Raw genomic sequence first — 25,093 nt, forward strand, 5'->3', positions numbered from 1 at the left:
ATCCCGTGCGCATTTTGACACTCCTACTTACATATGATCCTGATAGCCCGCCTCAATGCGCATCGGCGATAAACGTTTTGTGACGATTTCTTCGCGCGCCCTGTGTCATGCCAAGGCAGACTCCCGGTCCAGGCAGATCAACAGGTTACACAAGGCATGTCGGCACGGACCGTGCAACCAACGCGCCTTAGCGCGGTCGGACAGGTCTGGAAATGTTCATTGGCAGAGGAGGGTGTATGCCCCGGAAATTCGCAACATTGGGTTTTGTGGTCGTGGCTTCATTGGTGGCAGGCTGCAGCAGTACGGCTTCGGATAGCAGTGCCAGTGCTGAGGCGCCCGTCAAGGTCGACGCGCCCGCCAGCAACGCGATATCTGGCCGTTGTGATGCAGGGCTTGCCCAGTTCGCTGTCGGCAAGCAGGCTTCCATAGACCTCCTTTCTCAAGTCCGCACCCGTTCCGGTTCGCAGGATGCGCGCATTCTCGGTCCTGACGACATGGTCACGCTGGAATACCGGTCCGAGCGGGTAAACGTCAACACCGATGCGTCGGGGAAGGTGACCCGTATCAATTGCGGTTGAGCCGATACTTTCTTCCGCGCATAAAAAAACCCCGTCAGTGACGGGGTTTTTTTGTGTCAGGTGAATCAGGCCACCTGAACTTCTTCTGCTTGCATGCCTTTCTGGCCTTTAGCAGCAACAAAAGTAACGGTCTGGCCTTCTTTCAGGCTTTTGAAACCGTCGCTCTGGATTGCTTTGAAGTGTACGAACAGGTCGTCACCGCCACCTTGTGGAGTGATAAAGCCGAAGCCTTTTTCATCGTTGAACCATTTTACGGTGCCGGTTTGGCGATTAGACATGGTGTATCTCCAGAAACATAATTTTCAGTAACGTGCTGCTCAGGCCAACTGGGCACACCGGGCTATCATAGTCGAAATGGGCAAAAAAACAGCTATTAAGGTGGGCGCTTTGCGTAAAGGTCCCGTATATGCAGTTCACCATACTCCGCAAAGCGCCCTCCGGCGTGCCAGACCCGGTACTGAACGGGCTGTGGCAATAGCGCTTAACGCCATGATTTCAATGGCTTTCAGAAGGGGCTGGGCCAACTGCTATCAGTGCCCGTCGTGCGCGTTTTACCCCGGCTGAAAAAAATGATTATTTTGTCGCCGTGCAGTTCTCTGCGACCAGTTTTTGCAGTTTTCCCGTCAATGCAGCCGGTGGCGCTGTCTTGGTGTCCTTGAGTGAGGCTATTTCCTTGTCGGTAAAATGACTGTCCACCTGTTTTGCACCGCATTCGCAGTGAGTCGTTGCGGTCTTGTCATCCAGCCCCTGTTTCTTGGCCGCAGCCACGCATTCCTGAGTGAAGGTAGCGCGTGTCGTTCCGTCCATTGCGGCGTGAGCACCCAGAGGGATAATGGCGGCGCTGCAGAGGAGGAGGCTGGTCAGGCGTGAAAACTTCATGGTGTTCTCCTTGATTGCTGGAAAAAACGTTCGGGGTCTCGATGGTTTCTGACGCCCATGAAGCCTGCCAGTTCAGGTGGTGTGCCAATTCCATTTCATTTGCGTGGATGTGCATCCCGGCCGGTCTGGCTGTGTTAGGATGCGCGTCCTGTTATTTTCAAGCGCCCCATGGCCAATGCCTTTCGGTGCCGCGCAGGCAGGTTTTTCGTACATTCCAGTCATCTGGTCCGGTTCAAGGTTGGCCCCAAGGCTCCTGCCACTGTGAGGCAGGCATACCACCGGATCACGTACTGGCTCATCCCAACCCACGTGACCTTTGGTAGGGGTCACCACTAGGAGAGGAGGCGCCATGCCAACTATTACTCTTCCCGACGGCAGTCAACGTTCATTCGATCATGCGGTTTCCGTAGCCGATGTCGCGCTTTCAATCGGTGCCGGTCTGGCCAAGGCCACCGTCGCCGGCAAGGTCGACGGCAAGCTCGTCGACGCCTGCGACCTGATCGAAAACGATGCCAGCCTGCAGATCATCACCCCCAAGGATCAGGAAGGACTGGAAATCATCCGTCACTCCTGCGCGCACCTGGTAGGGCACGCGGTCAAGCAGTTGTATCCGACTGCAAAAATGGTCATCGGCCCGGTGATCGACGACGGTTTCTATTACGATATCGCCTACGAGCGCCCGTTCACGCCTGACGATATGGCGGCGATCGAGCAGCGCATGCAGCAGTTGATCGAAAAAGATTACGACGTCATCAAGAAAGTCACCCCGCGCGATGAAGTGATAGAGGTGTTCACCGCCCGTCACGAAGATTACAAGCTGCGTCTGGTCGAAGACATGCCGAACGAGCAGGCCATGGGCCTGTATTACCACGAAGAATACGTCGACATGTGCCGCGGTCCGCACGTGCCGAACACGCGTTTCCTGAAGTCATTCAAGCTGACCAAGCTGTCTGGCGCCTACTGGCGTGGCGATGCCAAAAACGAGCAGCTGCAGCGTGTCTACGGCACTGCCTGGGCTGACAAGAAGCAGCTGGCGGCCTACATTCTGCGCATCGAAGAAGCCGAAAAACGCGACCATCGCAAGATCGGCAAGCGTCTTGGCCTGTTCCATACCCAGGAAGAAGCGCCGGGCATGGTCTTCTGGCACCCACAGGGCTGGACCCTGTATCAGGTGCTCGAGCAGTACATGCGCAAAGTGCAGCGTGAAAACGGCTACCTCGAGATCAAGACCCCGCAAGTGGTCGATCGCTCGCTCTGGGAAAAATCCGGGCACTGGGCCAACTACGCCGACAACATGTTCACCACCGAGTCCGAAAGCCGCGACTACGCGATCAAGCCGATGAACTGCCCTTGCCACGTGCAGGTGTTCAATCAGGGCCTGAAAAGCTACCGCGAGCTGCCGATGCGTCTGGCCGAGTTCGGTGCCTGTCACCGTAACGAGCCGTCGGGTGCCCTGCACGGCATCATGCGCGTGCGTGGCTTCACTCAGGACGATGCACACATCTTCTGTACCGAAGACCAGATGCAGGCTGAGTCCGCCGCGTTCATCAAGCTCACGCTGGATGTCTATGCCGATTTCGGCTTCAAGGATATCGAACTCAAATTGTCCACTCGCCCTGAAAAGCGTGTAGGCTCCGACGAGCTTTGGGACCGTGCCGAATCGGCGCTGGCTTCCGCACTCGACAGCGCAGGTCTGCCTTATGACCTGCAGCCGGGCGAGGGCGCGTTCTACGGTCCTAAAATCGAGTTCTCCCTCAAGGATTGTCTCGGTCGGGTATGGCAGTGCGGCACCTTGCAGCTGGACTTCAATCTGCCGATACGCTTGAGTGCCGAGTACGTGTCGGAAGACAACAGCCGTAAGAATCCGGTCATGCTGCACCGCGCAATTCTCGGGTCTTTCGAGCGTTTCATCGGGATTCTGATCGAGCATTACGAAGGCGCGTTTCCGGCCTGGCTGGCACCCACCCAGGCAGTGATCATGAATATCACTGACAAACAGGCCGATTTTGCCCTCGAAGTGGAAAAAACTCTGGCTGAAAGCGGGTTTCGTGCCAAGTCTGACTTGAGAAATGAAAAGATCGGCTTTAAAATCCGTGAGCATACTTTGCTCAAGGTTCCTTATCTCCTCGTGATTGGAGATCGGGAGGTTGAAATGCAAACTGTCGCTGTGCGTACACGTGAAGGCGCTGACCTTGGCTCGATGCCGGTCGCCCAATTCGCTGAATTCCTCGCACAAGCGGTTTCCCGGCGTGGTCGCCAAGATACGGAGTAATTATTATTAAGCGTGAAATGAGACAAGATAAACGAGCTGCACCCAAGGCCCCGATCAATGAAAATATCTCGGCCCGCGAGGTTCGTTTAATTGGCGCTGACGGCGAGCAGATTGGCATCGTCTCGATTGATGAAGCGCTTCGTATTGCCGAAGAGGCGAAGCTGGATCTGGTAGAGATTTCTGCCGACGCAGTCCCTCCGGTCTGCCGTGTGATGGATTACGGCAAATCGATCTTCGAGAAGAAGAAGCAGGTTGCTGCAGCGAAGAAGAACCAGAAGCAGATCCAGGTTAAAGAAATCAAGTTTCGTCCAGGGACGGAGGAAGGGGATTACCAGGTAAAACTACGCAACCTGGTACGTTTCCTGAGTGACGGGGACAGGGCCAAGGTATCGTTGAGATTCCGCGGTCGTGAGATGGCCCACCAGGAGCTGGGTATGGAATTGTTGAAGCGGGTTGAAGGTGACCTGCTCGAATACGGTTCCGTCGAACAGCATCCTAAGATGGAAGGACGCCAGCTGATCATGGTCATCGCCCCGAAAAAGAAGAAATAACCACCAGGGCACGGCAGGCCTTGCGGTTATATTTATCAACTGAATGCGGAGTATCCGAACATGCCAAAGATGAAGACTAAAAGTGGTGCAGCTAAGCGGTTTTTGAAAACCGCCAACGGCATCAAGCACAAGCACGCTTTCAAGAGCCACATCCTGACCAAAATGTCGACAAAGCGTAAGCGTCAATTGCGCGGTAGCAGCTTGCTGCATCCGTCTGACGTGGCAAAAGTCGAGCGCATGCTGCGCCTTCGTTAATTTTGATCAAGATATAGAGGAAGTAACTCATGGCTCGTGTAAAGCGTGGCGTCATTGCCCGTAAGCGTCACAAAAAAATTCTGAAACTTGCAAAAGGCTACTACGGCGCGCGTTCACGCGTATTCCGTGTTGCCAAGCAAGCGGTAATCAAGGCAGGCCAATACGCCTACCGTGACCGTCGTCAGAAAAAACGTCAGTTCCGCGCTCTGTGGATCGCTCGTATCAACGCTGGTGCTCGTGTTAACGGTCTGTCCTACAGCCGTTTCATTGCCGGCCTGAAAAAAGCGTCCATCGAGATCGACCGTAAGGTTCTGGCTGATCTGGCAGTGAACGAAAAAGCGGCGTTTGCTGCGATTGTCGAGAAAGCTAAAGCCACCTTGGCCTAAGTCCCCGACAATCACTTGCCCCGGTTCTCCGGGGTCGGTGTTAAACGTCATAGATAGGGGAAGAGCCTTCAGCTCTTCCCCTATTTTGTATCTGGAGTCTGTACATGGAAAACCTGGACGCGCTGGTCTCTCAAGCTCTTGAGGCTGTGCAAAGCGCCGAAGATATCAATGCCCTGGAGCAAATCCGGGTTCACTACCTCGGCAAAAAAGGCGAGTTGACTCAGGTGATGAAGACCCTGGGGAACCTGCCTGCTGAAGAGCGTCCGCAAGTCGGTGCGCTGATCAACGTTGCCAAGGAACGTGTCACAGAGGTTCTCAATGCGCGCAAGGCATCGTTTGAGCAGGCAGAACTGACTGCCAGGCTCGCAGCCGAATGCATCGATGTGACCCTGCCGGGCCGCGGTCAGACCTCCGGTGGTCTGCACCCGATTACCCGTACTCTGGAACGTATCGAACAATTCTTCACGCACATCGGCTACGGCATCGCCGAAGGCCCTGAAGTGGAAGACGATTACCACAACTTCGAGGCGCTCAACATCCCAGGCCACCACCCGGCTCGGTCGATGCATGACACCTTCTATTTCAATGCGAACATGCTGCTGCGCACCCATACCTCACCGGTACAGGTCCGCACCATGGAATCGCAACAGCCGCCGATCCGCATTGTCTGCCCAGGCCGTGTGTACCGCAGCGACTCCGATATTACCCACTCGCCGATGTTCCACCAGATCGAAGGTCTGCTGGTTGATCGCGACATCAATTTTGCCGATCTGAAAGGCACCATCGAAGAATTCCTGCGGGTGTTCTTCGAGAAAGAACTGGCCGTGCGCTTCCGTCCTTCGTATTTCCCGTTCACCGAGCCCTCGGCGGAAGTGGATATGGAATGCGTCATGTGCAGTGGCAAGGGTTGCCGCGTCTGCAAGCAGACTGGCTGGCTTGAAGTCATGGGCTGCGGCATGGTCCACCCGAACGTGCTGCGCATGTCGGGCATCGACCCTGAAGAGTTTCAGGGCTTCGCGTTCGGCATGGGCGTAGAGCGTCTGGCCATGCTGCGTTACGGCGTCAATGATTTGCGCCTGTTCTTCGACAACGATTTGCGGTTCCTCGCGCAATTTCGCTAAGTCGTACGAACCTTTCAGGAGAGCAGGATGAAATTCAGTGAACAATGGCTGCGCGGCTGGGTAAGCCCGCAGGTTTCCCGCGACGAGCTGGTTGCTCGTCTGTCGATGGCCGGTCTTGAGGTTGACAGCGTGACGCTGGCCGCCGGCGTTTTCAGCGGCGTGGTGGTGGGTGAGGTGCTGAGCACCGAGCAACATCCCGATGCCGACAAGTTGCGTGTGTGTCAGGTCAGCAATGGCAGCGAAACCTTTCAGGTTGTCTGTGGTGCGCCAAACGTGCGTCCGGGCCTGAAAATTCCATTTGCCATGATCGGCGCCGAGCTTCCGGGCGATTTCAAGATCAAGAAAGCCAAGCTGCGCGGCGTCGAGTCCAACGGCATGCTGTGTTCGGCTGCCGAGTTGCAGGCCGGCGAGGGCAATGATGGCCTGATGGAGCTGGCCGCCGATGCGCCAGTCGGTGAAGACATTCGTGTCTACCTGAACCTGGACGATGCCAGCATCGAGGTCGACCTGACCCCTAACCGTGGCGACTGCCTGTCGGTGGCCGGTCTGGCGCGTGAAGTCGGTGCGCTGTACGCCACTGACGTCACCCGTCCGCAGATCGCTGCTGTCAGCGCTGTGCACGATGAAGTGCGCCCGGTCGAAGTATTGGCTCCGGCTGCATGCCCGCGTTACCTGGGCCGCGTCATCCGCAACGTCGATCTGTCGCGTCCGACTCCGCTGTGGATGGTCGAGCGTCTGCGTCGTTCTGACGTGCGCAGCATCGATGCCGCTGTCGATATCACCAACTACGTGATGCTGGAGCTGGGGCAGCCTCTGCATGCTTTCGATCTGGCCGAAATCAACGGTGGCATTCGTGTACGCATGGCCGAGGAGGGCGAGAAGCTCGTTCTGCTCGACGGTCAGGAAGTCAGCCTGCGTGCCGACACGCTGGTCATTGCCGATCACCAGCGCGCGCTGGCAATCGCCGGTGTCATGGGTGGCGAGCACAGCGGCGTAACTGCCGGTACTCGTGACATCTTCCTGGAAAGTGCTTTCTTCGACACCATCTCGGTGGCTGGCAAGGCGCGTTCCTATGGTCTGCACACCGATGCCTCGCACCGTTACGAGCGTGGTGTTGACTGGCAGCTGGCCCGCGAAGCCATGGAGCGGGCGACTGGCCTGCTGCTGGAAATCACCGGTGGTGAGGCTGGTCCGATAACAGAAGTGGTCAGCAAACAGTATTTGCCATCGATTGCTCCGGTTACGTTGCGCGCCAGCCGAGTCGAGCAGATGCTCGGTCTGGTGATCGAAAACGCCGAAATCGAGCGTCTGCTGACAGGTCTCGGCCTGGCTGTGACTGCCGAAGCCGACGGAAAATGGCGTGTCGAAGTGCCAAGTCATCGTTTCGACATCAGCCTTGAAGTCGACCTGATCGAAGAGCTGGCGCGTCTGTACGGCTACAATCGCCTGCCGGTCCGCTATCCGCAAGCCCGTCTGGCTCCCCAGGCCAAGGCCGAAGCCAAGGGCGATCTGCCTGAGCTGCGCCGCCTGCTGGTTGCCCGCGGTTATCAGGAAGCGATCACCTACAGCTTCATTGACCCGAAATGGTTCGAGCTGTTCACGCCGGGCGCCAAGCCCTTGCTGCTGGCTAACCCGATCTCCAATGACATGGCAGCCATGCGTGCCTCGCTGTGGCCTGGTCTGGTCAAGGCGCTGCAGCACAACCTCAACCGTCAGCAGGATCGTGTGCGGATGTTCGAAAGCGGCCTGCGCTTCGTCGGTCAGCTCGACGGCTTGAAGCAAGAGCCGATGCTGGCCGGCGTTGTCTGCGGCAGCCGCCTGCCTGAAGGCTGGGCGCAAGGTCGCGATGCAGTCGATTTCTTCGACGTCAAGGCTGACGTTGAAGCCGTGCTGGGCTTTGCCGGTGCGTTGGGCGAGTTCACCTTCACGCCGGGGCAGCATCCTGCCTTGCACCCAGGTCAGACGGCTCGCATCGAGCGTGATGGCCGTGAAGTCGGTTTCCTGGGCGCCATTCACCCGGAATTGTCGAAAACCCTGGGGCTTGATCGTCCCGTGTTTGTTTTCGAGCTGGTTCTGGCGGAAGTGTCCACCGGCCGTCTGCCGAAATTCCACGAGCTGTCGCGCTTCCCTGAAGTGCGCCGCGACCTGGCACTGCTGGCTGATCGGGATGTTTCGGCCAGTGCGGTTCTGGACGTTATTCGTGAAAATGCAGGCGAGTGGCTCACAGACCTCAGGTTATTTGATGTTTACCAGGGTAAAGGCATTGATCCGCATAGAAAAAGCCTTGCAGTCGGCTTGACCTGGCAGCATCCATCACGCACTCTTAATGACGATGAGGTAAACGCAACGACACTTGCTATCCTCACCTCGCTTGAGGAGAGGTTAAACGCCACGTTAAGGAAGTAGCGTATGGGGGCTCTGACGAAAGCTGAGATGGCCGAACGTCTGTACGAAGAGCTGGGCCTGAATAAACGGGAAGCCAAGGAACTGGTCGAACTGTTTTTTGAAGAAATCAGGCACGCTCTGGAAGATAACGAGCAGGTGAAGTTGTCAGGTTTCGGCAACTTCGACCTTCGAGACAAGCGCCAGCGGCCTGGGAGAAATCCCAAGACCGGTGAAGAGATTCCGATTACGGCGCGCCGTGTGGTCACCTTTCGTCCAGGGCAGAAGCTGAAGGCCCGAGTTGAGGCATATGCTGGAACCAAGTCATAACGACGAGCTGCCGCCGATCCCCGGCAAACGCTACTTCACCATCGGTGAGGTCAGCGAGCTCTGCGCGGTAAAACCGCACGTTCTGCGTTATTGGGAGCAGGAGTTTCCTCAACTCAACCCCGTCAAGCGGCGCGGAAACCGTCGGTATTATCAGCGCCAGGACGTGCTGATGATCCGCCAGATCCGCGGCCTGCTCTACGATCAGGGCTTCACCATCGGTGGCGCCCGACTTCGTCTCACCAGCGGTGAACCGAAGGATGATACTCAGCAGTACAAGCAGATGATTCGGGAGATGATTGCCGAGCTGGAAGACGTACTCGTCATGCTCAAGGCGTAATTGAGCAGTCAGGATACTTCCAAAATTCAAATGCTTAGGGTATATTCCTCAACGTTTTCGCACGTTGCAAAACAGATACACGCCTAGTCGGGGCGTAGCGCAGTCCGGTAGCGCACTAGCATGGGGTGCTAGGGGTCGAGTGTTCGAATCACTCCGTCCCGACCATATAATTTAATGACTTAGCCACCTTTGGGTGGCTTTTTCATTTCTACCCCAGTGAAATTTCGAGTGCCCTTGGGTTTTTGACCTACACTTGCCTCCTCTTCAGAATCACCAGCGCTGGCGCGCGTGAGTCGGTTACTGATACCTTGTTTGCCGCTGTAATAAGCTGATCCAGCTCCGCTGTCGAGTAGTGGGTGTTGATACTCCGTTCTTGTGCCCGAGCAAAGCTTTCCGGTCTTCATCGGTAACGCCAGCGGCACGCAGCCGTCTTCCAAATGAATGCTTGAGGTCGTGGATGCGGATCCTCAAGAAATCTTCTCGCGCTGCTTGCTTGCACATAAAATTCTGTCGCTTTTTATAAGAGGCGCGGCCCCGTGCCAGCGTCCACATCCAGCCGCTCGGAATAGCCAAGAGCTGTTACCTAAAAACTGTGGCGACCTTCTTCCACGACAACGCTTTGCCCTTAGGCCCGCGACGCGAGCTCTGGCTATGGTTCCCACGGTCTCCAAAAAACAATTTGACATATGTTATTTGTGATCACATATTAGCCCCATAAGAACGCTAATATGAGTTACTCCCCATGACAGACCTTCCGATCCTCCTGCCCGCCATGCGGCAGGTCTCTCGCGATACCCTCCAGGACCAAGTCTACCGGCAGATCCGTGAAGCACTGATGAGCGGGCGCTTTCAGCCGGGTCAGAAGCTGACGATTCGTGGCCTTGCCGAAGCGCTGGGTTCCAGTCCGATGCCGGTGCGCGAGGCGTTGAATCGCCTCAGTGCCGAGAACGCCTTCGAAGTCACCGAAACCGCTCGTCTTCGCGTACCCATGATGACCCCGGAGCGGCTGCGCGAGATTCGCGATGCGCGGGTTGCGCTGGAGGGGCTGTTGGCCGAGAAGGCGGTCATTCTGATCAACGACGCCGATCTTGCTGACATCAGCCAGCTCTGCGGGCAGATGCAGACGGCTGCTGACAGCGTTGATGTCGCGCTCTATCTGTGGACCAACTTTGCCTTTCACCGGCGCATTTACGCGGTGGCCAAGGCCGAACTCATCGTGGCAGCAGTGGAGAATTTCTGGCTGCACATCGGTCCGTGTTTCGCGCTGGTTGCGCCTGACAAGGCGCATCTTCAGCGTTCGATGGAAGCACACAACCGTATCGTCGAGGCGCTGGCGGCGCGTGATGGGGCGGCCGCTCGTGCAGCGGTCACCGACGACATCATGCAGGCGGCTGATTCTCTGACGCGCCTGATCGCAAAGAGCGACCGCTCCAGGTCGCGGGTCTCGGGAGTGAAAAAAGCATGAGTGTTCTCAATCGGCTGGTTCCCTACACAGGGCTGCGCGTCCTGATTTCCGGTGGTGCGGCCGGGATCGGTGAGGTGTTGGCGGCGGCTTATATGGAAGCCGGGGCAAAGGTACATGTGTGTGATGTCAGCGAGGCGGCCATTGCGGCATTCCTTGATCGCCATCCAGGCAGCGTTGCCACGCGCGCAGACGTTGCTGATCCGGTGCAGATCGAAGCGGTGTTCAGGGTGCAGCGTGAACAGTTCGGCGGTCTTGATGTGCTGATCAATAACGCCGGAATCGCTGGCCCTACGGCAGGTATCGATGCTATCAGCGAAGAAGAGTGGCAGCGCACCATTGATATCAATCTCACTGGGCAGTACCGCTTCGCTCATCACGCGGTGCCGTTGCTCAAGGCCTCACCCAACGCACACCTGATCCATATCGCTTCGGTCGCTGGTCGCCTGGGCTATGCCTGGCGCACCCCGTATGCCGCGACCAAGTGGGCGATTGTCGGGCTGATGAAGTCGCTGGCGTCCGAGTTGGGGGAAAGTGATATCCGCGTCAATGCCTTGCTGCCGGGTATCGTCGAAGGTCCGCGCATGGACGGGGTGATTCGGGCCCGTGCACAGCAGATGAACGTGCCGGAGGAGGAGATGCGCGAGGAGTACCTGAAAAAGATTTCGCTCAAGCGCATGGTCACCGCCGAGGATGTTGCTGCGATGGCGCTCTTTCTGTGTTCGCCCGCCGCCCGCAACGTCACGGGTCAGGCCATCAGTGTGGATGGCAACGTCGAGTACCTCTGAGGATTCGGCCCGATAGCAACGATGACCGGACATCTTCCGAGTCATGTTCCACATCAGACTTCTCGCCAACAACAAGAATGGAGAATGCTCATGCCCAAGAAACGTCCGGTCATCATCACCTGCGCAGTGACGGGTGCGATCCACACCCCGTCGATGTCGCCTCATTTGCCGATCACGCCGCAGGAAATAGCCGATGCAGCCATCGGTGCCGCCGAGGCCGGGGCCTCGATCGTTCATTTGCACGCCCGCGACCCACATGACGGAAGGCCCAGTCAGGATGTCGATCTGTTTCGGCAGTTCCTGCCGCAGATCAAGGCCAAGAGCGACGTGGTGATCAATATCACCACCGGCGGCGCGCCGACCATGGGCGTGGAAGAGCGCCTGCAGCCGGTGGCGCAGCTCAAACCGGAACTGGCCTCGTTGAACATGGGGTCAATGAACTTCGGGCTGTACGAAATGCTGGATCGCTACAGCGAATTCAAGCACGACTGGGAGCGTCCTTATCTGGCCGACAGCGACGACCGGATTTTCCGCAACACCTTCCGCGATATCGCGCACATCCTCAATACCTGCGCCGAAAACCGCACACGCTTTGAAATTGAATGCTACGACATCGGTCATCTGTATACCGCAGCGCACTTCCTGCAGCGCGGGTTGCTCAAGGCACCGATTTTCATACAGTCGGTATTCGGTTTGCGTGGCGGTATCGGCGGGCATCCTGAAGACCTGGCGCATATGCGCCGTACGGCTGATCGCCTGTTTGGCGATGCCTATCAGTGGTCGATCCTGGGGGCCGGTCGCAATCAGATTCCGCTGGGCACCATGGGCCTGTCGATGGGCAGCCATGTGCGGGTCGGTCTGGAGGATTCGTTGTGGGATGGACCGGGCAAACTGGCGGCGTCCAATGCCGATCAGGTCAAGCGTATCCGCACGGTGATCGAAGCGCTGGGCGGGCAGGTGGCAACGCCGGACCAAGCCCGTGAAATGCTAGATCTGAAGGGACAGGACAAGGTTAATTTCTAGTCGTCGCAAAATGTGTCATCTCAATAACAACAAGACAGAGGTGAAAAATGCGTATCGAAATCGTTGTCGACGTTAAGACCACGCTGGGCGAAGGCCCGGTCTGGGATGTCGAGCAACAGCGCCTGTACTGGATCGACAGCTTCGACGGCCGCGTTCTGCGCTGCACCAACGACGGGCGCGAACTGCGCGCCTGGGATGTCGGTCAGAAAATCGGCTCCATGGCCTTGCGCAAGCACGGCGATGCGGCGCTCGTGGCGTTGCAGACGGGTATCTACAACCTTGACTTGCCGAGCGGTGATCTCGAGCTGATCGTCGACCCCGAACCGGGGCTGCCGAACAATCGACTCAATGATGGCAAGGTCGATCGGCAGGGCCGGTTCATCGTGGGCTCGATGGACACGCAGGAGGATCAGGCCAGCGCCAAGCTGTATCGCCTCGATCCGGACCTGAGCCTGCACACTCTGGATGAAGGCATCATCGTGTCGAACGGTCCTTGCTGGAGTCCGGGCGGGGAAACCTTTTATTTCGCCGACACCTGGTCAGGGGAGATCTGGACCTACGATTACGACAACGCCAGCGGCGCAGTCGCCGACAGACGTACGTTTGCAAAGGTCGACACCTCAGGCGGAGGGGCGGCGGATGGCTGCACCGTGGATGCCGAAGGCTGTCTGTGGCAAGCGCTGGTGTATGCCGGAAAACTGGTGCGTTACACCCCCGACGGGCAGGTGGATCGCATCATCGACATGCCGGTGAAAAAAGTGACCAGTCTGACCTTCGGCGGCCCGAATCTGGACACATTGTTTGTCACCTCCATGGCCAAGCCGCCATTGCCGCGCTTTCCGGAAGATGGCCAGCAGCGCGGTGCCCTGTTCGCCATCACCGGACTGGGTGTGAAAGGCATCGCCGAGCGGCGCTTTGCCAGTTAACCCGTCGACAGACTGAACCTGAACGTTAAGGACGACTGGACCCTTTCTCGCAGGGGCGTGTGCGGCACGCCTGGAGATTTCCCATGCCAAATAACAAGAACGCATCGCTGGGCAAGATTCATCGTTTTTCGTGGGTGTCGTTGCTGGTCTGCTGGATGATCTGGATTCTGAATGCCTACGATCGCGAGATCGTCTTGCGTCTGGGCCCAACGATTTCCAAGCATTTCGACCTGTCTGCGGACCAGTGGGGGACGGTAGCTACGGTGGTCATGCTGGCGCTGGCCGTTCTCGATATACCCGGCTCCATCTGGAGTGATCGTTACGGCGGGGGCTGGAAACGGGCGCGCTTTCAGGTGCCGTTGGTACTGGGTTACACCGCGCTGTCGTTTTTGTCGGGCTTCAAGGCATTAAGTGGCAGCCTGGCCAGTTTCATTGCCTTGCGGGTCGGGGTGAACCTGGGCGCTGGCTGGGGCGAACCGGTCGGCGTCAGCAACACTGCCGAGTGGTGGCCTGTTGAACGCCGTGGTTTTGCCTTGGGCGCGCACCATACCGGTTACCCCATCGGCGCCATGCTCAGCGGCATTGTCGCCAGTTTCGTGATCAGCACCTACGGTGAGGAAAACTGGCGTTATGTGTTCTTCTTCGCCTTCGTGGTTGCGTTGCCACTGATGATCTTCTGGGCACGCTACTCCACGGCCGAGCGCATTACTCAACTGTACGTGGACATCGCTGCCAAAGGCATGACCCCGCCGGACAGCACGCCGTCGACCAATGTAAAAGGCCAGGTCTGGAAGTCGGTAAAAGCGACGCTGAGTAACCGCAATATCGCCCTGACTGCCGGCAACACCCTGCTCACGCAGGTGGTGTACATGGGCGTCAATATTGTTCTGCCGGCCTACCTGTACAACATCCTCAACCTGTCGCTGGCCGAGTCGGCGGGGATGAGCGTGGTGTTCACGTTGACCGGCATTCTCGGGCAACTGATATGGCCTTCGCTGTCGGACATCATCGGCCGGCGCATCACCTTGATCATCTGTGGCATATGGATGGCGCTCAGTGTCGGGGCCTTTTACTTCGCCAACACCATCCTGATCGTTATCGCCGTACAGTTGCTTTTCGGTCTGGTCGCCAATGCCGTCTGGCCCATCTACTACGCAGTCGCTTCCGACTCTGCACAACCTTCGGCAACCTCTACAGCCAACGGGATCATCACCACGGCGATGTTCATCGGCGGCGGTATTGCCCCGGTGCTGATGGGGACGCTGATTTCCATGGGCGGCGGCTGGACCAGCCTCAGCGGTTATACCGTGTGCTTTTTCGTGATGGCCGGTTGCGCGTTGGGCGGGGCGTTTTTGCAACTGTTTTCACACCATCCGGAATTGCTGACAGCGCAGCGGAGCGTGTAAGGGTGAAAAGGAAGGTCACTTGGTTTTGATCTTCCAGAACGGGAAGTCACTCTGTAATGACGCGCTGTATCTGGACAGATGCGTCGGCTTACGGGGACCAGAAAGAGAACGTCAGTTCTCAACATCTGTCCCCGTATCAGCCAAAAAGTGCCACTTTCAAGAGCGTCAGCATGCGTTTGCCGGACCATACGGCCAATGGGAGTGGAAGAATAAAGTATTACTTTTTACTGGCATTACTTGTTGTGCAGCGACATCTCAGCTGTCGCGATCAGAACATGCCTTGACTATCAGAGGCAAAAAATTGACGTCATAAAAACTGGATCGTCAAGTTTTTTGAGTCGTACAGCGAATGAAATGCCAAGTCTAATAAAAATTTTTTAACCTTTAATATCAACAGGTTGGGTGGGATTAGAGCCTTTATTCAGGTTCGATGAAATGACGGTCTCTAAAGTTACTGAGCTGGCGGGCGACATGAGTAATATCTCAATGACATCAATCATAAAAGTTGGTTCAGCCTATTTTTACGAGCGATAACGCCCACCATGCAAGCCACGGAACGGCTATGTTCAGGATCGACATCATGTTCAGCAAACTCAGCATCTCGCAAAAGCTTTACTTCAGCTTTGCCGCGATCATCGTATTTATCGCCGTCCTTGTCGCGAGTGCTTACAGAGGCTTCGAGCAGGTCGAGGAAGCCACCAACAGCAATGTCCATACGTACCAGGTGCTGAGCGAAGCTCAACTTGCCCTTGAACAGCTGATCAATATCGAAACTGGCATGCGCGGCTTTGTCATTGCCTCGAAGGATGCGTTTCTGGAGCCATTGGTGGCGGGGGAAAAGCGCTTCACCGAAGAGCTCGATTCGCTCAAGCGCCTGACAGCCGACAATGCGGAGCAGCAGCGCCGCCTGGCTGCACTGGGTGAAACCCAGAAGCGCTGGCTTGACGAGGATATCAATCCGATCATCGCCCTGCGCCGCGATCTGACAGCACGCAATGCGGCTGATGATGAACTGGATGCACGCATCACCTCGGGGGCTGACAAAGCCAAAATGGACAGCATGCGCGCTCTGCTGGCTGAGATCAGCGGCACCGAGCAGAAGTTGCTGCTTCAACGCAGCCAGGAAATGGCGGATGCCAAGCGGCTCGCGATCATGATCCTGATGTGCGGTGGCCTGGCAGCTGCCGTTCTGGCGATGATACTGGCCGCGGCACTGGGACGCAGCACCACGGCGCGCCTGCAACTGGCCATTGATGCCGCAACAGCAATTGCCAATGGCAAGCTGGATACCGTGATCGACACCAGCAGTCACGATGAACTGCCGAAAGCTTTCGATCGTATGCAGAATCGTCTGCGCGAGATGATTCAACAGATCAGCCAGGCCGCCAATCAACTGGTCGTTGCCGTACAACAGATTTCCGGTGCGTCCGAGCAACTGTCCGGTGCGATCCAGGAACAGTCGACGTCCGCCTCGGCGATGGCGGCCACAATCGAAGAACTGACCGTCAGCATCCATCACGTCTCCGAAAACGCCGACGAGGCGCATGAACTCGCCAGTCGTTCAGGGCAGCAGTCGAAGGACGGTGCGCAGGTCATCGAAAACACCCTGTCCAGCATGAATGGCATCGCCCGGACCGTGCAGCTGTCTTCTACTCAGGTCGCAGGCCTGGGTCAGCACTCCGAGCACATTTCATCGATCGTCAGCGTGATTCAGGGCATTGCCGACCAGACCAACCTGTTGGCACTCAACGCGGCCATCGAGGCTGCTCGGGCCGGTGAGCAAGGCCGTGGCTTCGCAGTGGTTGCTGACGAGGTACGCCTGCTGGCGCAGAACACTGGCAAATCCACCAAGGAAATCGCCGGGATGATCGAGAAAATTCAGGCGGGCGTACGGGAGACCGTCGAGAGCATGCGCAGCGGCGTTCAGGAAGTGAACGAAGGCGTCGAAATGGCTGGCACCGCCGGTCAAGCGATCATCGAGATTCGCGACAGTTCGGGCAAGGTTCTGCAGGTGGTCGACCAGATATCCTTCGCGCTGCGTGAGCAAACCGCAGCCAGCCAGGATGTCGCACGTAACGTCGAGCGCTCCGCGCAAATGGCTGAACAGAACAACATGTCGGTTCAGGAACTGCTCAAGACCAGCGGCGGCCTGAAGACCCTCGCCACCAGCCTGCAGACGGAAGTGGGCAAGTTTCGGCTTTAAGGTCTGAACGCGAATCGTCAATACGTTAGCGCCGCTGAAAACCCCGGGATTAGTCGATGGCTAATGCCGGGTTTTTTTGCATATTCAAAAAACGCGCCTAACCTTTGGTTCGCTGGATGACGATCCCGTCCAGCGTATCGAAATTCATGCAATGAAATGGCAGCGCAGGTTGTCTCGGGGCTGATGCCTTTTTACGTCAATGCTGAGCCAGAATACTGTCCAGCAGACCCGGGAACCGGCTCTCAAGCACCTGTTTGCGTAGCGAGTTCATGTGCGTGGTGCCCACGTTGCGCGTCTGTACAAGCCCGGCATCGCGCAGCACGCGGAAATGATGGGACATGCTCGATTTAGGACGTCCGCCGTCCAGTTCGCCGCAGGTGGCTTCTGCGACGCCGGCCAGGCAGCGCACGATTCCCATGCGAACGGGATCACTCAAGGCATAGAGTAAGCGTTCGAGTGTGAGGTCTTCAGGATCGGGGTGTTGGAAGGTTCGCATGGAGGGGATGATATCAAGGCTTCCGTTTATTGCCATAGTTCGATTACCATCGAACAACTGAAATCAAAAGTCATCTGGCCTACGGGAGCTTTCCAATGTCTGCATTGTTCGAACCCTTCAAACTGAAAGACGTTACGCTGCGCAACCGAATTGCCATTCCTCCGATGTGCCAGTACTCGGCAACCGAAGGTGTCATCAACGACTGGCACCACGTGCACCTGGCCAGCATGGCACGTGGCGGTGCTGGTCTGTTGGTGGTCGAAGCTACCGCCGTTGCGCCGGAAGGACGTATCACTCCCGGTTGCACCGGTATCTGGAACGATGAACAGGCACAGGCATTCGTACCTGTCGTCAAAGCCATCAAGGCCGCAGGTTGCGTGCCGGGTATTCAGATTGCTCACGCGGGTCGCAAGGCCAGTGCCAATCGTCCATGGGAAGGTGATGACCATATCGCTGCTTCCGATTCGCGTGGCTGGGACACTATCGCTCCGTCCGCCATTGCGTTCGGTGCCAACCTGCCGAAAGTCCCGCGCGCCATGACCCTGGACGACATCGCGCGTGTTCGCCAGAACTTCGTCGATGCTGCGCGTCGCGCCCGCGATGCCGGCTTTGAATGGATCGAGCTGCATTTTGCCCACGGCTACCTGGGGCAGAGCTTCTTCTCCGAGCACTCCAACCAACGCACCGATGCGTACGGCGGCAGCTTCGATAACCGCAGCCGTTTCCTGCTGGAAACCCTGGCCGCAGTACGTGAAGTCTGGCCTGAGAACCTGCCGCTCACCGCACGTTTTGGCGTGATCGAATACGACGGTCGCGACGAGCAGACGCTTGCCGAGTCAATCGAACTGGCGCGCCGCTTCAAGGCTGGCGGGCTGGATCTGTTGAGCGTCAGCGTCGGTTTCAGCACGCCGGACGCCAACATTCCGTGGGGGCCTGCGTTCATGGGACCGATCGCCGAGCGTGTGCGTCGTGAAGCGGATATTGCAGTGACCAGCGCCTGGGGCTTCGGCGAGCCGAAGCTGGCTGAAGAGGCGGTCAAGTCAGGCCAGCTCGATCTGGTCTCGATTGGCCGTGCGCATCTGGCCGATCCTCATTGGGCCTATTTCGCGGCGAAAGAACTGGGCGTTGAAAAGTCGGCCTGGACCTTGCCGGCGCCTTACGCTCACTGGCTTGAACGTTATCGCTGAGTACGCCTGATCTGAAAGGATGCGTTCGTTGGTGACACCTACAGCGTAGGCATCCTCTCTTCAGGTGAAGTGGTGGAAGGCATTTGCCAACCACCACCCAGCGCTTTGAAGACGGCGACCGCCGCCTGTGCGGATTCGACCTGTGCCTGCGCCTTGGCGTCAGCGACCTGCAGCATTTTCTCGTCAGCGCGCAGAACCTCGATCAAACTGGCAGCACCTTTGCTGTAGCTTGCGAATGAGGATTGCCGGGCTGAAGCAAGTGCAGTTTCTCCTTTACCCAGCATTGCAGCTTGAGTTTCGCGGCTGGTCAACGAAGAAAAAGCGTTTTCAACGTCCTCAGTGGCGCGCAAAACTGACTGTCGATAAGCCGCCAGAGCTTCTGCCTCTTGTCCTTTGGCTTGTCTGATCCGGGCGTTCACCCGGCCGAAATCAAAAAGCCTCCAGCGAAGCCCCAAAATACCTGCTGACTGACTGGCACCATCGGTAAACAGGTTGCCGCTCGACACGGCTGTGGCGCTGCCCAGCAGTGCGCTGAGTGAGAGTTTGGGATAATACTCGCTGATCGCCACGCCGATACGTGCGTTCGAAGCGGCAAGGCGCCGCTCGGCCACGATCAGATCAGGTCTGCGACGGAGAAGATCGGCTGGCGTTCCTGTCGACGTGAGCTCGGGTGCGTGTGGGATTCGACCTGTTTCAGCCAGAGAGCTCCGGTGAGTGCCAGGCGGCACGCCCAACATCACATCTAGCGCGTTCATCGTCGCGTCGAGACCTGTTTGCAGAATAGGCACTGTTGCCTGCACCTGTAAAAGCTCCGCTTCGATCTGACGAGCTTCATATTCCGGGGACAGACCACGCTCATGAAGGAGCTGGACTTTTTCCAGCAGGTCCTGCCGGGTTTTAACCTGTCGGTTCGCGATTGCCAGTCTGGCTTGCAGACCACGGACGGTGATGTAGGTATCAGCGGTCCGGGCTGCCACAGCCAGCCTGGCAGCCGCAACACCTGCCTGCGAAGCTTGATATTCAGCCAGTGCAGCCTGTCGGCTGCGTCTCAAACCGCCAAAAACGTCCAGCTCCCAGCTTGCCGTCAGATTGGCTTCATAGGAATTGCCATAACGATCGTAGCCAGGTGTCGAGTTCAGGACCTGACCGAGTGGAGTCTCTACCGATTGCTGCGCGCGAGCCGTCTGTGCATCGATGTTGCCCGATGGGAGCAGGGCGGCGGTTGCCGCATCTGCTCCGGCGCGTGCCTGAGCAAACCGCGCACGGGCTTGGGCGAGATCGAGGTTCTGCGCCAGTGCGCGTGACACGAAGCTGCTCAGTAACGGATCATCAAAACCGTCCCACCACGCGGCACTGACAGGCGGATGCGCGGTAATATTCGCAGCGCCACGTGGTTGAGTCAGATAACGGTCAGGCAGGGGCGCATCCGGGCGCTGGTAATCCGGGCCCACGGCGCAGCCCGACAGCAGGCCGGTGCTCATGACCAGTACATAAGTACAAATCGGGCGCATGGAAATTCCTTGAGATGATCAGGTTGTGACTATATTACGATTTGGTCACTTGTTGTCAACGAGTGTTCACATAGCTAAGCTGGAAACATGACTAATCAAATCAAAACATCGCCAATGCGCGGTCCCTCCGACCACAGCGTTCGCGATCAGGTTGTCGAAGCGGCAACACAGCATTTCGGCCACTACGGCTATGAGAAAACCACGGTCTCCGATCTGGCCAAAGCCATTGGTTTTTCCAAGGCCTACATCTACAAGTTCTTCGACTCCAAGCAAGCCATTGGCGAAGTGATTTGCTCGAACCGGCTGGCCATGATCATGGCGCTGGTGAACTCGGCAATCAGCGAGGCGCCAACGGCCTCCGAAAGGCTGCGCCGCCTGTTCCGCTCGCTTGTGGAAGCCGGTAGCGATCTGTTTTTTCACGACCGGAAGCTGTATGACATAGCCGCTGTCGCAGGCCGCGATCAGTGGCCTTCTGCTGCCGCGCACGACGAGCGTATTCGCCAGCTCATCCAGCAAATCGTTCTTGAAGGCAGGGAGTCGGGAGAGTTCGAGCGCAAGACACCTCTGGACGAGGCCGTTCAAGCCATTCACCTGGTCATGCGCCCGTACATCAACCCGGTGCAATTGCAATACAACCTCGACATTGTGTCGACGGCTCCGGTCCAGCTATCGGCGTTGATACTGCGAAGTCTGGCACCATGAAGTTGTGACCATTGACTAATTTGGTCACTTTACGGAGAATCGTTTCCCTGCTCACTTGATTTCAAGTAAGGGATCCCATGCTCCTGTCCAGACCCAAAACCACTGCCTTGCTGTTATTGCCTCTCTTTCTGACTGCGTGCAGCGAGTCGTCCGCGGTGCGCGATCCACGTACCCAGCCGCCGCTGGTAAGGGCGGCCACTGTTGCAAATGCTGATCAAGCCTTCCGTTCTTTCACAGGTGTCGTGGTCGCTCGGGTTCAGAGCGACCTGGGGTTTCGGGTTTCCGGGAAGGTGCTCGAGCGCCTGGTTGATACCGGCCAGACCGTCAAGCGCGGTGAGCCACTGATGCGCCTGGACCCCGTTGACCTTGGGCTTCAGGCTCAGGCCCAACAGCAGGCGGTTGCCGCCGCTGTGGCGCGAGCCAGGCAGACTGCAGATGACGAAGCGCGCAACCGTGACCTGGTCGTCGCTGGTGCGATATCCGCTTCCGCCTACGACCGGATCAAATCCCTGGCCGACACCGCCAAGGCAGAACTGAATGCGGCTCAAGCGCAGGCCAGCGTGGCACGTAACGCAACCGGGTACGCCGTTTTACTGGCGGACGCCGACGGCGTGGTGGTCGACACCCTGGTCGAGCCTGGGCAGGTCGTCAGCGCAGGCCAGCCCGTGGTCAGGCTGGCAAAGGCCGGGCCACGCGAAGCCATTGTCCATCTGCCTGAAACCTTGCGGCCGGCGATGGGTGATCGGGCTGAGGCCAGACTGTATGGAAACAGTGCGAGCGTCATACCGGCAAGGCTGCGGCTGCTCTCTGACGCAGCAGATCCGCTGACGCGTACCTTTGAAGCCAGGTATGTGCTTGAGGGTTCAAACGTCAGTGCGCCTCTGGGTTCAACGGTGTCCCTCGATATCGCTGTTGGCAAGCCTGCCCGGCAGTCGCTGGCGATACCCATTGCCGCTCTGCATGATCCGGGTCGAGGCCCTGGTGTCTGGGTCATCGCAGGTACGCCTGCAAAAGTCACCTGGCGCGCTGTGCAACTGCTGGGTGTGAGTGAAGATTCGGCAAACGTGAGTGGTGGTCTAGAGGCCGGTGAGCAGGTCGTGGCATTGGGCACGCATTTACTTCATGACGGTGAAGAAGTGCGTGTGCAGCAGGGTGGTATCACCGCTGAGGCGCGACCATGAATCCGGGACGTTTCAACCTTTCTGCACTGGCGGTTCGCGAACGCTCCATTACGCTGTTTCTGATTGTTTTGATCGGCGTGGCCGGTACGCTTTCATTTTTCAAACTGGGGCGTGCGGAAGATCCGCCTTTCACTGTCAAGCAAATGACCGTTATTTCTGCGTGGCCTGGCGCAACCGCTCAGGAGATGCAGGATCAGATCGCCGAGCCGCTTGAAAAACGCATGCAGGAATTGAAGTGGTACGACCGTAGCGAGACCTACACCCGGCCGGGTCTGGCATTCACTATGGTTTCATTCCAGGACAAGACCCCACCTTCCCAGGTGCAGGAAGAGTTTTATCAAGCGCGCAAGAAACTCAGTGATGCCGCGAAGTCGTTACCTGCGGGGGTTATTGGTCCGCTGGTCAATGATGAATTTTCGGATGTGACCTTTGCGCTGTTTGCGTTGAAGGCAAAAGGTGAGCCGCAGCGGCTGCTGGTACGCGATGCCGAGTCACTGCGCCAGCGTCTGCTGCATGTGCCGGGCGTGAAGAAGATCAATATCATCGGCGAGCAAGCCGAACGAATCTTCGTGTCGTTCTCCCACGAGCGGCTGGCAACATTGGGTATCGCTCCCCAGGACATTTTTTCGGCGCTCAACGACCAGAACGTCCTGACCCCCGCCGGTTCGATTGAAACCAGCGGGCCGCAGGTGTTTATACGTCTGGACGGTGCCTTCGACACCCTTGAGAAAATCCGCAACACGCCGATTGTGGCGCGGGGTAAAACGCTGAAGCTGCAGGACGTGGCGACAGTGGAACGCGGCTACGAAGACCCCGCGACCTTTCTGGTCCGCAATCAGGGCGAGCCGACCCTGTTGCTGGGCATCGTGATGCGCGACGGCTGGAATGGTCTGGACCTGGGTAAGGCGCTGGACGCGGAAACAGCCAGAATCAATCAAGGCATGCCATTGGGAATGACGCTTTCGAAGGTCACTGACCAGTCGGTGAACATCAGTTCGGCGGTTGACGAGTTCATGATCAAGTTCTTCGTCGCCCTGCTTGTGGTGATGCTGGTGTGCTTTCTCAGCATGGGCTGGCGAGTCGGTGTGGTGGTCGCTGCAGCCGTACCGCTCACGCTGGCCATTGTCTTCGTGGTGATGGAAGCGACGGGCAAGAACTTCGACCGGATTACCCTGGGATCATTGATCCTGGCACTGGGCCTGTTGGTGGACGACGCAATCATTGCCATCGAAATGATGGTGGTGAAGATGGAGGAGGGCTACGACCGGATCAAGGCGTCAGCCTATGCCTGGAGCCACACCGCAGCGCCCATGCTTGCCGGTACTCTGGTGACCGCTATCGGCTTCATGCCGAACGGCTTTGCGCAGTCGACTGCCGGTGAGTACACCAGCAACATGTTCTGGATTGTCGGCATCGCCTTGATTGCCTCCTGGATAGTTGCAGTGGTCTTCACACCTTATCTGGGGGTGAAGATGCTGCCGGAAATCAAGCCGGTTGAAGGCGGACACGCCGCCATCTACGACACTGCGCATTACAATCGTTTCAGACGGGTTCTGGCCCACGTCATTGCCAGGAAGTGGTGGGTGGCGGGTGCGGTGATCGCTGCATTTGTCGTGGCAGTTCTCGGGATGGGGGCGGTCAAGAAACAATTCTTCCCGACCTCCGATCGTCCGGAAGTACTGATCGAAGTGCAGATGCCCTATGGCACATCCATCGAGCAGACCAGCGCAACCACCGCCAAGGTAGAGGCGTGGCTGCAACAGCAGGATGCCGCGAAGATCGTCACGTCCTACATCGGACAGGGCTCGCCACGGTTTTATCTGGCAATGGCGCCGGAGCTGCCGGATCCGTCGTTTGCAAAAATCGTTGTACTGACTGAAAGCCAGGACGCACGAGAAGCGCTCAAGCTGCGGATTCGTGAGGCCGTTGCTAACGGGCTTGCACCTGAGGCCCGGGTCCGGGTCACACAGCTCGTGTTCGGTCCTTATTCGCCGTTTCCTGTGGCGTATCGCGTGCGCGGGCCAGACCCTGACACATTGCGCGAGATCGCCAGTCGGGTCGAAACCATCATGGCGGCGAGTCCGATGATGCGCACTGTCAACAGCGATTGGGGAACGCGAGTGCCTACGCTGCACTTCTCTCTGAATCAGGATCGCTTGCAGGCCGTCGGGCTGACCTCAAGCGCAGCAGCCCGGCAATTACAGTTCCTGCTCTCGGGCATCCCTGTCACGTCTGTACGCGAAGATATCCGCTCGGTGGAAGTGATGGGCAGGGCGGCGGGTGACATCCGCCTGGACCCCGCGAAGATCGAGGGCTTCACGCTGGTGGGGGCTGCCGGTCAGCGCATTCCTCTTTCGCAGGCCGGAGTGGTTGAAGTGCGTATGGAAGACCCGATTCTGCGCCGTAGAGATCGTGTGCCGACCATCACCGTGCGCGGTGATATCGCGGAAGATCTGCAACCGCCGGATGTCTCCGCCGTGATCATGAAAGCACTGCAGCCGATCATCGACAGCCTCCCGGAGGGCTATCGGATCGAGCAGGCCGGATCAGTAGAGGAATCGGCAAAGGCTACTGCGGCATTGGCCCCGCTGTTTCCGATCATGATTGCCGTCACCTTGCTGATCATCATCCTTCAAGTGCGTTCGATGTCGGCGATGATGATGGTGTTTTTCACCGCTCCACTTGGGTTGATCGGTGTTGTGCCGACACTGCTTTTGTTCAATCAGCCGTTCGGTATCAACGCTCTCGTCGGGCTGATCGCGCTGTCCGGCATTCTGATGCGCAATACCTTGATCCTGATCGGGCAAATCGACCACAACGAAAAGCAAGGGCTAGACCCGTTTCAGGCGGTGGTCGAAGCAACCGTACAGCGGGCACGCCCGGTGCTGCTCACGGCACTGGCGGCGATCCTGGCGTTCATCCCTCTGACCCATTCGGTGTTCTGGGGGACGCTTGCCTACACGCTGATCGGAGGCACCCTCGGCGGGACTGTGATGACGCTGGTGTTCCTGCCAGCCATGTATTCGATCTGGTTCAAAATCCGTCCGGATAGAGGATCGCTACCCCCAAACTCCAGCAGTCATGCCTCAACGGGCACAGAGATGAAGAGGATCTGAT

The 25,093-nt window shown here is 57.7% G+C and carries 23 protein-coding genes, 1 tRNA gene and 1 pseudogene; 20 read left to right on the forward strand and 5 right to left on the reverse strand.

Annotated elements, in window-relative coordinates:
- Positions 1–236 precede the first annotated feature (236 nt).
- A complete protein-coding gene (locus BT119_RS02755; protein ID WP_072364719.1) occupies positions 237–578 on the forward strand; it encodes an I78 family peptidase inhibitor in 342 nt (113 codons plus the stop codon).
- Between the two features lie 65 nt (positions 579–643).
- Here the strand turns inward: BT119_RS02755 and BT119_RS02760 are convergent, their stop codons facing one another.
- The gene (locus tag BT119_RS02760) at positions 644–856 is read right to left on the reverse strand and encodes a cold-shock protein (RefSeq protein ID WP_003315566.1); all 213 of its coding nucleotides are present in this window, start codon (positions 854–856) and stop codon (positions 644–646) included.
- Between the two features lie 295 nt (positions 857–1,151).
- Positions 1,152–1,457: a hypothetical protein gene (locus BT119_RS02765; RefSeq protein WP_072364722.1), complete on the reverse strand. Its 306-nt coding sequence runs from the start codon at positions 1,455–1,457 to the stop codon at positions 1,152–1,154.
- 349 nt (positions 1,458–1,806) lie between these two features.
- On the opposite strand from BT119_RS02765, the gene thrS reads away from it, so the two are divergent.
- The 9 genes from thrS to BT119_RS02810 all read left to right on the forward strand — a co-directional run bounded on the left by thrS (position 1,807) and on the right by BT119_RS02810 (position 9,256).
- Positions 1,807–3,729 (forward strand): threonine--tRNA ligase, encoded by a 1,923-nt coding sequence (gene thrS / locus BT119_RS02770; RefSeq protein ID WP_072364725.1) that lies wholly within the window; start codon positions 1,807–1,809, stop codon positions 3,727–3,729.
- Entirely contained in the window at positions 3,729–4,280 is a 552-nt protein-coding gene (gene infC / locus BT119_RS02775) for a translation initiation factor IF-3 (protein WP_170846037.1), read from the forward strand. Before thrS ends, infC begins: the two co-directional genes overlap by 1 nt.
- Positions 4,281–4,340: 60 nt before the next feature.
- On the forward strand, positions 4,341–4,535 hold the full coding sequence (rpmI, locus tag BT119_RS02780) for a 50S ribosomal protein L35 (RefSeq protein ID WP_002553160.1): 195 nt from the start codon (positions 4,341–4,343) through the stop codon (positions 4,533–4,535).
- 29 nt (positions 4,536–4,564) lie between these two features.
- Positions 4,565–4,921, forward strand: a complete 357-nt coding sequence (gene rplT / locus BT119_RS02785) for a 50S ribosomal protein L20 (protein WP_002553161.1) — start codon at positions 4,565–4,567, stop codon at positions 4,919–4,921.
- A 104-nt stretch (positions 4,922–5,025) separates the two neighbouring features.
- Positions 5,026–6,042, forward strand: coding sequence for a phenylalanine--tRNA ligase subunit alpha (pheS, locus tag BT119_RS02790; protein ID WP_003367019.1), 1,017 nt, complete (start codon positions 5,026–5,028; stop codon positions 6,040–6,042).
- Between the two features lie 27 nt (positions 6,043–6,069).
- Positions 6,070–8,448 (forward strand): phenylalanine--tRNA ligase subunit beta, encoded by a 2,379-nt coding sequence (pheT, locus tag BT119_RS02795; protein WP_003367021.1) that lies wholly within the window; start codon positions 6,070–6,072, stop codon positions 8,446–8,448.
- 3 nt (positions 8,449–8,451) lie between these two features.
- On the forward strand, positions 8,452–8,754 hold the full coding sequence (ihfA, locus tag BT119_RS02800; RefSeq protein WP_002553164.1) for an integration host factor subunit alpha: 303 nt from the start codon (positions 8,452–8,454) through the stop codon (positions 8,752–8,754).
- A complete protein-coding gene (locus BT119_RS02805) occupies positions 8,735–9,091 on the forward strand; it encodes a MerR family transcriptional regulator (RefSeq protein ID WP_003315559.1) in 357 nt (118 codons plus the stop codon). Before ihfA ends, BT119_RS02805 begins: the two co-directional genes overlap by 20 nt.
- An 88-nt stretch (positions 9,092–9,179) precedes the next feature.
- Positions 9,180–9,256: transfer RNA gene (locus BT119_RS02810), tRNA-Pro, on the forward strand.
- A gap of 82 nt (positions 9,257–9,338) precedes the next feature.
- Here the strand turns inward: BT119_RS02810 and BT119_RS27415 are convergent.
- A pseudogene (locus BT119_RS27415) lies at positions 9,339–9,640 on the reverse strand (site-specific integrase); the annotation flags it as partial.
- A 193-nt stretch (positions 9,641–9,833) separates the two neighbouring features.
- On the opposite strand from BT119_RS27415, the gene BT119_RS02820 reads away from it, so the two are divergent.
- From BT119_RS02820 to BT119_RS02845, 6 genes are all read left to right on the forward strand, one after another.
- Positions 9,834–10,556, forward strand: a complete 723-nt coding sequence (locus tag BT119_RS02820; protein WP_003432997.1) for a GntR family transcriptional regulator — start codon at positions 9,834–9,836, stop codon at positions 10,554–10,556.
- Positions 10,553–11,341: an SDR family oxidoreductase gene (locus BT119_RS02825; protein WP_003432996.1), complete on the forward strand. Its 789-nt coding sequence runs from the start codon at positions 10,553–10,555 to the stop codon at positions 11,339–11,341. Before BT119_RS02820 ends, BT119_RS02825 begins: the two co-directional genes overlap by 4 nt.
- Positions 11,342–11,431: 90 nt before the next feature.
- Complete coding sequence (locus BT119_RS02830) at positions 11,432–12,364, forward strand: 3,5-dioxohexanoate:acetyl-CoA acetone transferase (RefSeq protein WP_003432995.1); 933 nt, start codon at positions 11,432–11,434, stop codon at positions 12,362–12,364.
- Positions 12,365–12,411: 47 nt separating this feature from the next.
- Entirely contained in the window at positions 12,412–13,290 is an 879-nt protein-coding gene (locus BT119_RS02835) for an SMP-30/gluconolactonase/LRE family protein (protein ID WP_003367029.1), read from the forward strand.
- 83 nt (positions 13,291–13,373) lie between these two features.
- Positions 13,374–14,696, forward strand: coding sequence for an MFS transporter (locus tag BT119_RS02840; protein WP_024663768.1), 1,323 nt, complete (start codon positions 13,374–13,376; stop codon positions 14,694–14,696).
- 580 nt (positions 14,697–15,276) lie between these two features.
- Positions 15,277–16,899 carry a methyl-accepting chemotaxis protein gene (locus BT119_RS02845; RefSeq protein ID WP_032609426.1) on the forward strand — a complete coding sequence of 541 codons (1,623 nt, stop codon included), beginning with the start codon at positions 15,277–15,279 and terminating at the stop codon, positions 16,897–16,899.
- A 196-nt stretch (positions 16,900–17,095) separates the two neighbouring features.
- Here the strand turns inward: BT119_RS02845 and BT119_RS02850 are convergent, their stop codons facing one another.
- On the reverse strand, positions 17,096–17,431 hold the full coding sequence (locus tag BT119_RS02850) for an ArsR/SmtB family transcription factor (protein ID WP_003367037.1): 336 nt from the start codon (positions 17,429–17,431) through the stop codon (positions 17,096–17,098).
- A gap of 59 nt (positions 17,432–17,490) precedes the next feature.
- On the opposite strand from BT119_RS02850, the gene BT119_RS02855 reads away from it, so the two are divergent.
- The gene (locus BT119_RS02855) at positions 17,491–18,582 is read left to right on the forward strand and encodes an NADH:flavin oxidoreductase/NADH oxidase (protein WP_003367039.1); all 1,092 of its coding nucleotides are present in this window, start codon (positions 17,491–17,493) and stop codon (positions 18,580–18,582) included.
- Positions 18,583–18,620: 38 nt separating this feature from the next.
- Here the strand turns inward: BT119_RS02855 and BT119_RS02860 are convergent, their stop codons facing one another.
- Positions 18,621–20,093: an efflux transporter outer membrane subunit gene (locus BT119_RS02860; protein ID WP_072364728.1), complete on the reverse strand. Its 1,473-nt coding sequence runs from the start codon at positions 20,091–20,093 to the stop codon at positions 18,621–18,623.
- Between the two features lie 87 nt (positions 20,094–20,180).
- Here BT119_RS02860 and BT119_RS02865 point away from each other — a divergent pair, with 87 nt between their 5' ends.
- The 3 genes from BT119_RS02865 (at position 20,181) to BT119_RS02875 (ending at position 25,092) form a co-directional block, all read left to right on the forward strand.
- Positions 20,181–20,795, forward strand: coding sequence for a TetR/AcrR family transcriptional regulator (locus BT119_RS02865; protein WP_032609397.1), 615 nt, complete (start codon positions 20,181–20,183; stop codon positions 20,793–20,795).
- Between the two features lie 77 nt (positions 20,796–20,872).
- Positions 20,873–21,976 (forward strand): efflux RND transporter periplasmic adaptor subunit, encoded by a 1,104-nt coding sequence (locus BT119_RS02870; RefSeq protein ID WP_072364730.1) that lies wholly within the window; start codon positions 20,873–20,875, stop codon positions 21,974–21,976.
- A complete protein-coding gene (locus tag BT119_RS02875) occupies positions 21,973–25,092 on the forward strand; it encodes an efflux RND transporter permease subunit (protein ID WP_060707638.1) in 3,120 nt (1,039 codons plus the stop codon). The genes BT119_RS02870 and BT119_RS02875 overlap by 4 nt, the downstream gene beginning before the upstream one ends.
- Position 25,093 lies beyond the last annotated feature (1 nt).

This window comes from Pseudomonas sp. NFACC10-1 (genome assembly GCF_900119195.1).
Classification (GTDB): domain Bacteria; phylum Pseudomonadota; class Gammaproteobacteria; order Pseudomonadales; family Pseudomonadaceae; genus Aquipseudomonas; species Aquipseudomonas cerasi.

What these genes read in the sequence shown, in the direction of transcription:
- BT119_RS02845 (WP_032609426.1), top strand. Translation starts at nt 15,277, where the DNA reads ATGTTCAGCAAACTCAGCATCTCGCAAAAGCTTTACTTCAGCTTTGCC.
- BT119_RS02855 (WP_003367039.1), top strand. Translation starts at nt 17,491, where the DNA reads ATGTCTGCATTGTTCGAACCCTTCAAACTGAAAGACGTTACGCTGCGC.
- pheT (WP_003367021.1), top strand. Translation starts at nt 6,070, where the DNA reads ATGAAATTCAGTGAACAATGGCTGCGCGGCTGGGTAAGCCCGCAGGTT.
- BT119_RS02825 (WP_003432996.1), top strand. Translation starts at nt 10,553, where the DNA reads ATGAGTGTTCTCAATCGGCTGGTTCCCTACACAGGGCTGCGCGTCCTG.
- BT119_RS02835 (WP_003367029.1), top strand. Translation starts at nt 12,412, where the DNA reads ATGCGTATCGAAATCGTTGTCGACGTTAAGACCACGCTGGGCGAAGGC.
- ihfA (WP_002553164.1), top strand. Translation starts at nt 8,452, where the DNA reads ATGGGGGCTCTGACGAAAGCTGAGATGGCCGAACGTCTGTACGAAGAG.
- BT119_RS02830 (WP_003432995.1), top strand. Translation starts at nt 11,432, where the DNA reads ATGCCCAAGAAACGTCCGGTCATCATCACCTGCGCAGTGACGGGTGCG.
- rpmI (WP_002553160.1), top strand. Translation starts at nt 4,341, where the DNA reads ATGCCAAAGATGAAGACTAAAAGTGGTGCAGCTAAGCGGTTTTTGAAA.
- BT119_RS02820 (WP_003432997.1), top strand. Translation starts at nt 9,834, where the DNA reads ATGACAGACCTTCCGATCCTCCTGCCCGCCATGCGGCAGGTCTCTCGC.
- BT119_RS02860 (WP_072364728.1), bottom strand. Translation starts at nt 20,093, where the DNA reads ATGCGCCCGATTTGTACTTATGTACTGGTCATGAGCACCGGCCTGCTG.
- BT119_RS02840 (WP_024663768.1), top strand. Translation starts at nt 13,374, where the DNA reads ATGCCAAATAACAAGAACGCATCGCTGGGCAAGATTCATCGTTTTTCG.
- BT119_RS02805 (WP_003315559.1), top strand. Translation starts at nt 8,735, where the DNA reads ATGCTGGAACCAAGTCATAACGACGAGCTGCCGCCGATCCCCGGCAAA.
- BT119_RS02870 (WP_072364730.1), top strand. Translation starts at nt 20,873, where the DNA reads ATGCTCCTGTCCAGACCCAAAACCACTGCCTTGCTGTTATTGCCTCTC.
- thrS (WP_072364725.1), top strand. Translation starts at nt 1,807, where the DNA reads ATGCCAACTATTACTCTTCCCGACGGCAGTCAACGTTCATTCGATCAT.
- BT119_RS02850 (WP_003367037.1), bottom strand. Translation starts at nt 17,431, where the DNA reads ATGGCAATAAACGGAAGCCTTGATATCATCCCCTCCATGCGAACCTTC.
- BT119_RS02755 (WP_072364719.1), top strand. Translation starts at nt 237, where the DNA reads ATGCCCCGGAAATTCGCAACATTGGGTTTTGTGGTCGTGGCTTCATTG.
- BT119_RS02875 (WP_060707638.1), top strand. Translation starts at nt 21,973, where the DNA reads ATGAATCCGGGACGTTTCAACCTTTCTGCACTGGCGGTTCGCGAACGC.
- rplT (WP_002553161.1), top strand. Translation starts at nt 4,565, where the DNA reads ATGGCTCGTGTAAAGCGTGGCGTCATTGCCCGTAAGCGTCACAAAAAA.
- pheS (WP_003367019.1), top strand. Translation starts at nt 5,026, where the DNA reads ATGGAAAACCTGGACGCGCTGGTCTCTCAAGCTCTTGAGGCTGTGCAA.
- BT119_RS02765 (WP_072364722.1), bottom strand. Translation starts at nt 1,457, where the DNA reads ATGAAGTTTTCACGCCTGACCAGCCTCCTCCTCTGCAGCGCCGCCATT.
- BT119_RS02865 (WP_032609397.1), top strand. Translation starts at nt 20,181, where the DNA reads ATGACTAATCAAATCAAAACATCGCCAATGCGCGGTCCCTCCGACCAC.
- BT119_RS02760 (WP_003315566.1), bottom strand. Translation starts at nt 856, where the DNA reads ATGTCTAATCGCCAAACCGGCACCGTAAAATGGTTCAACGATGAAAAA.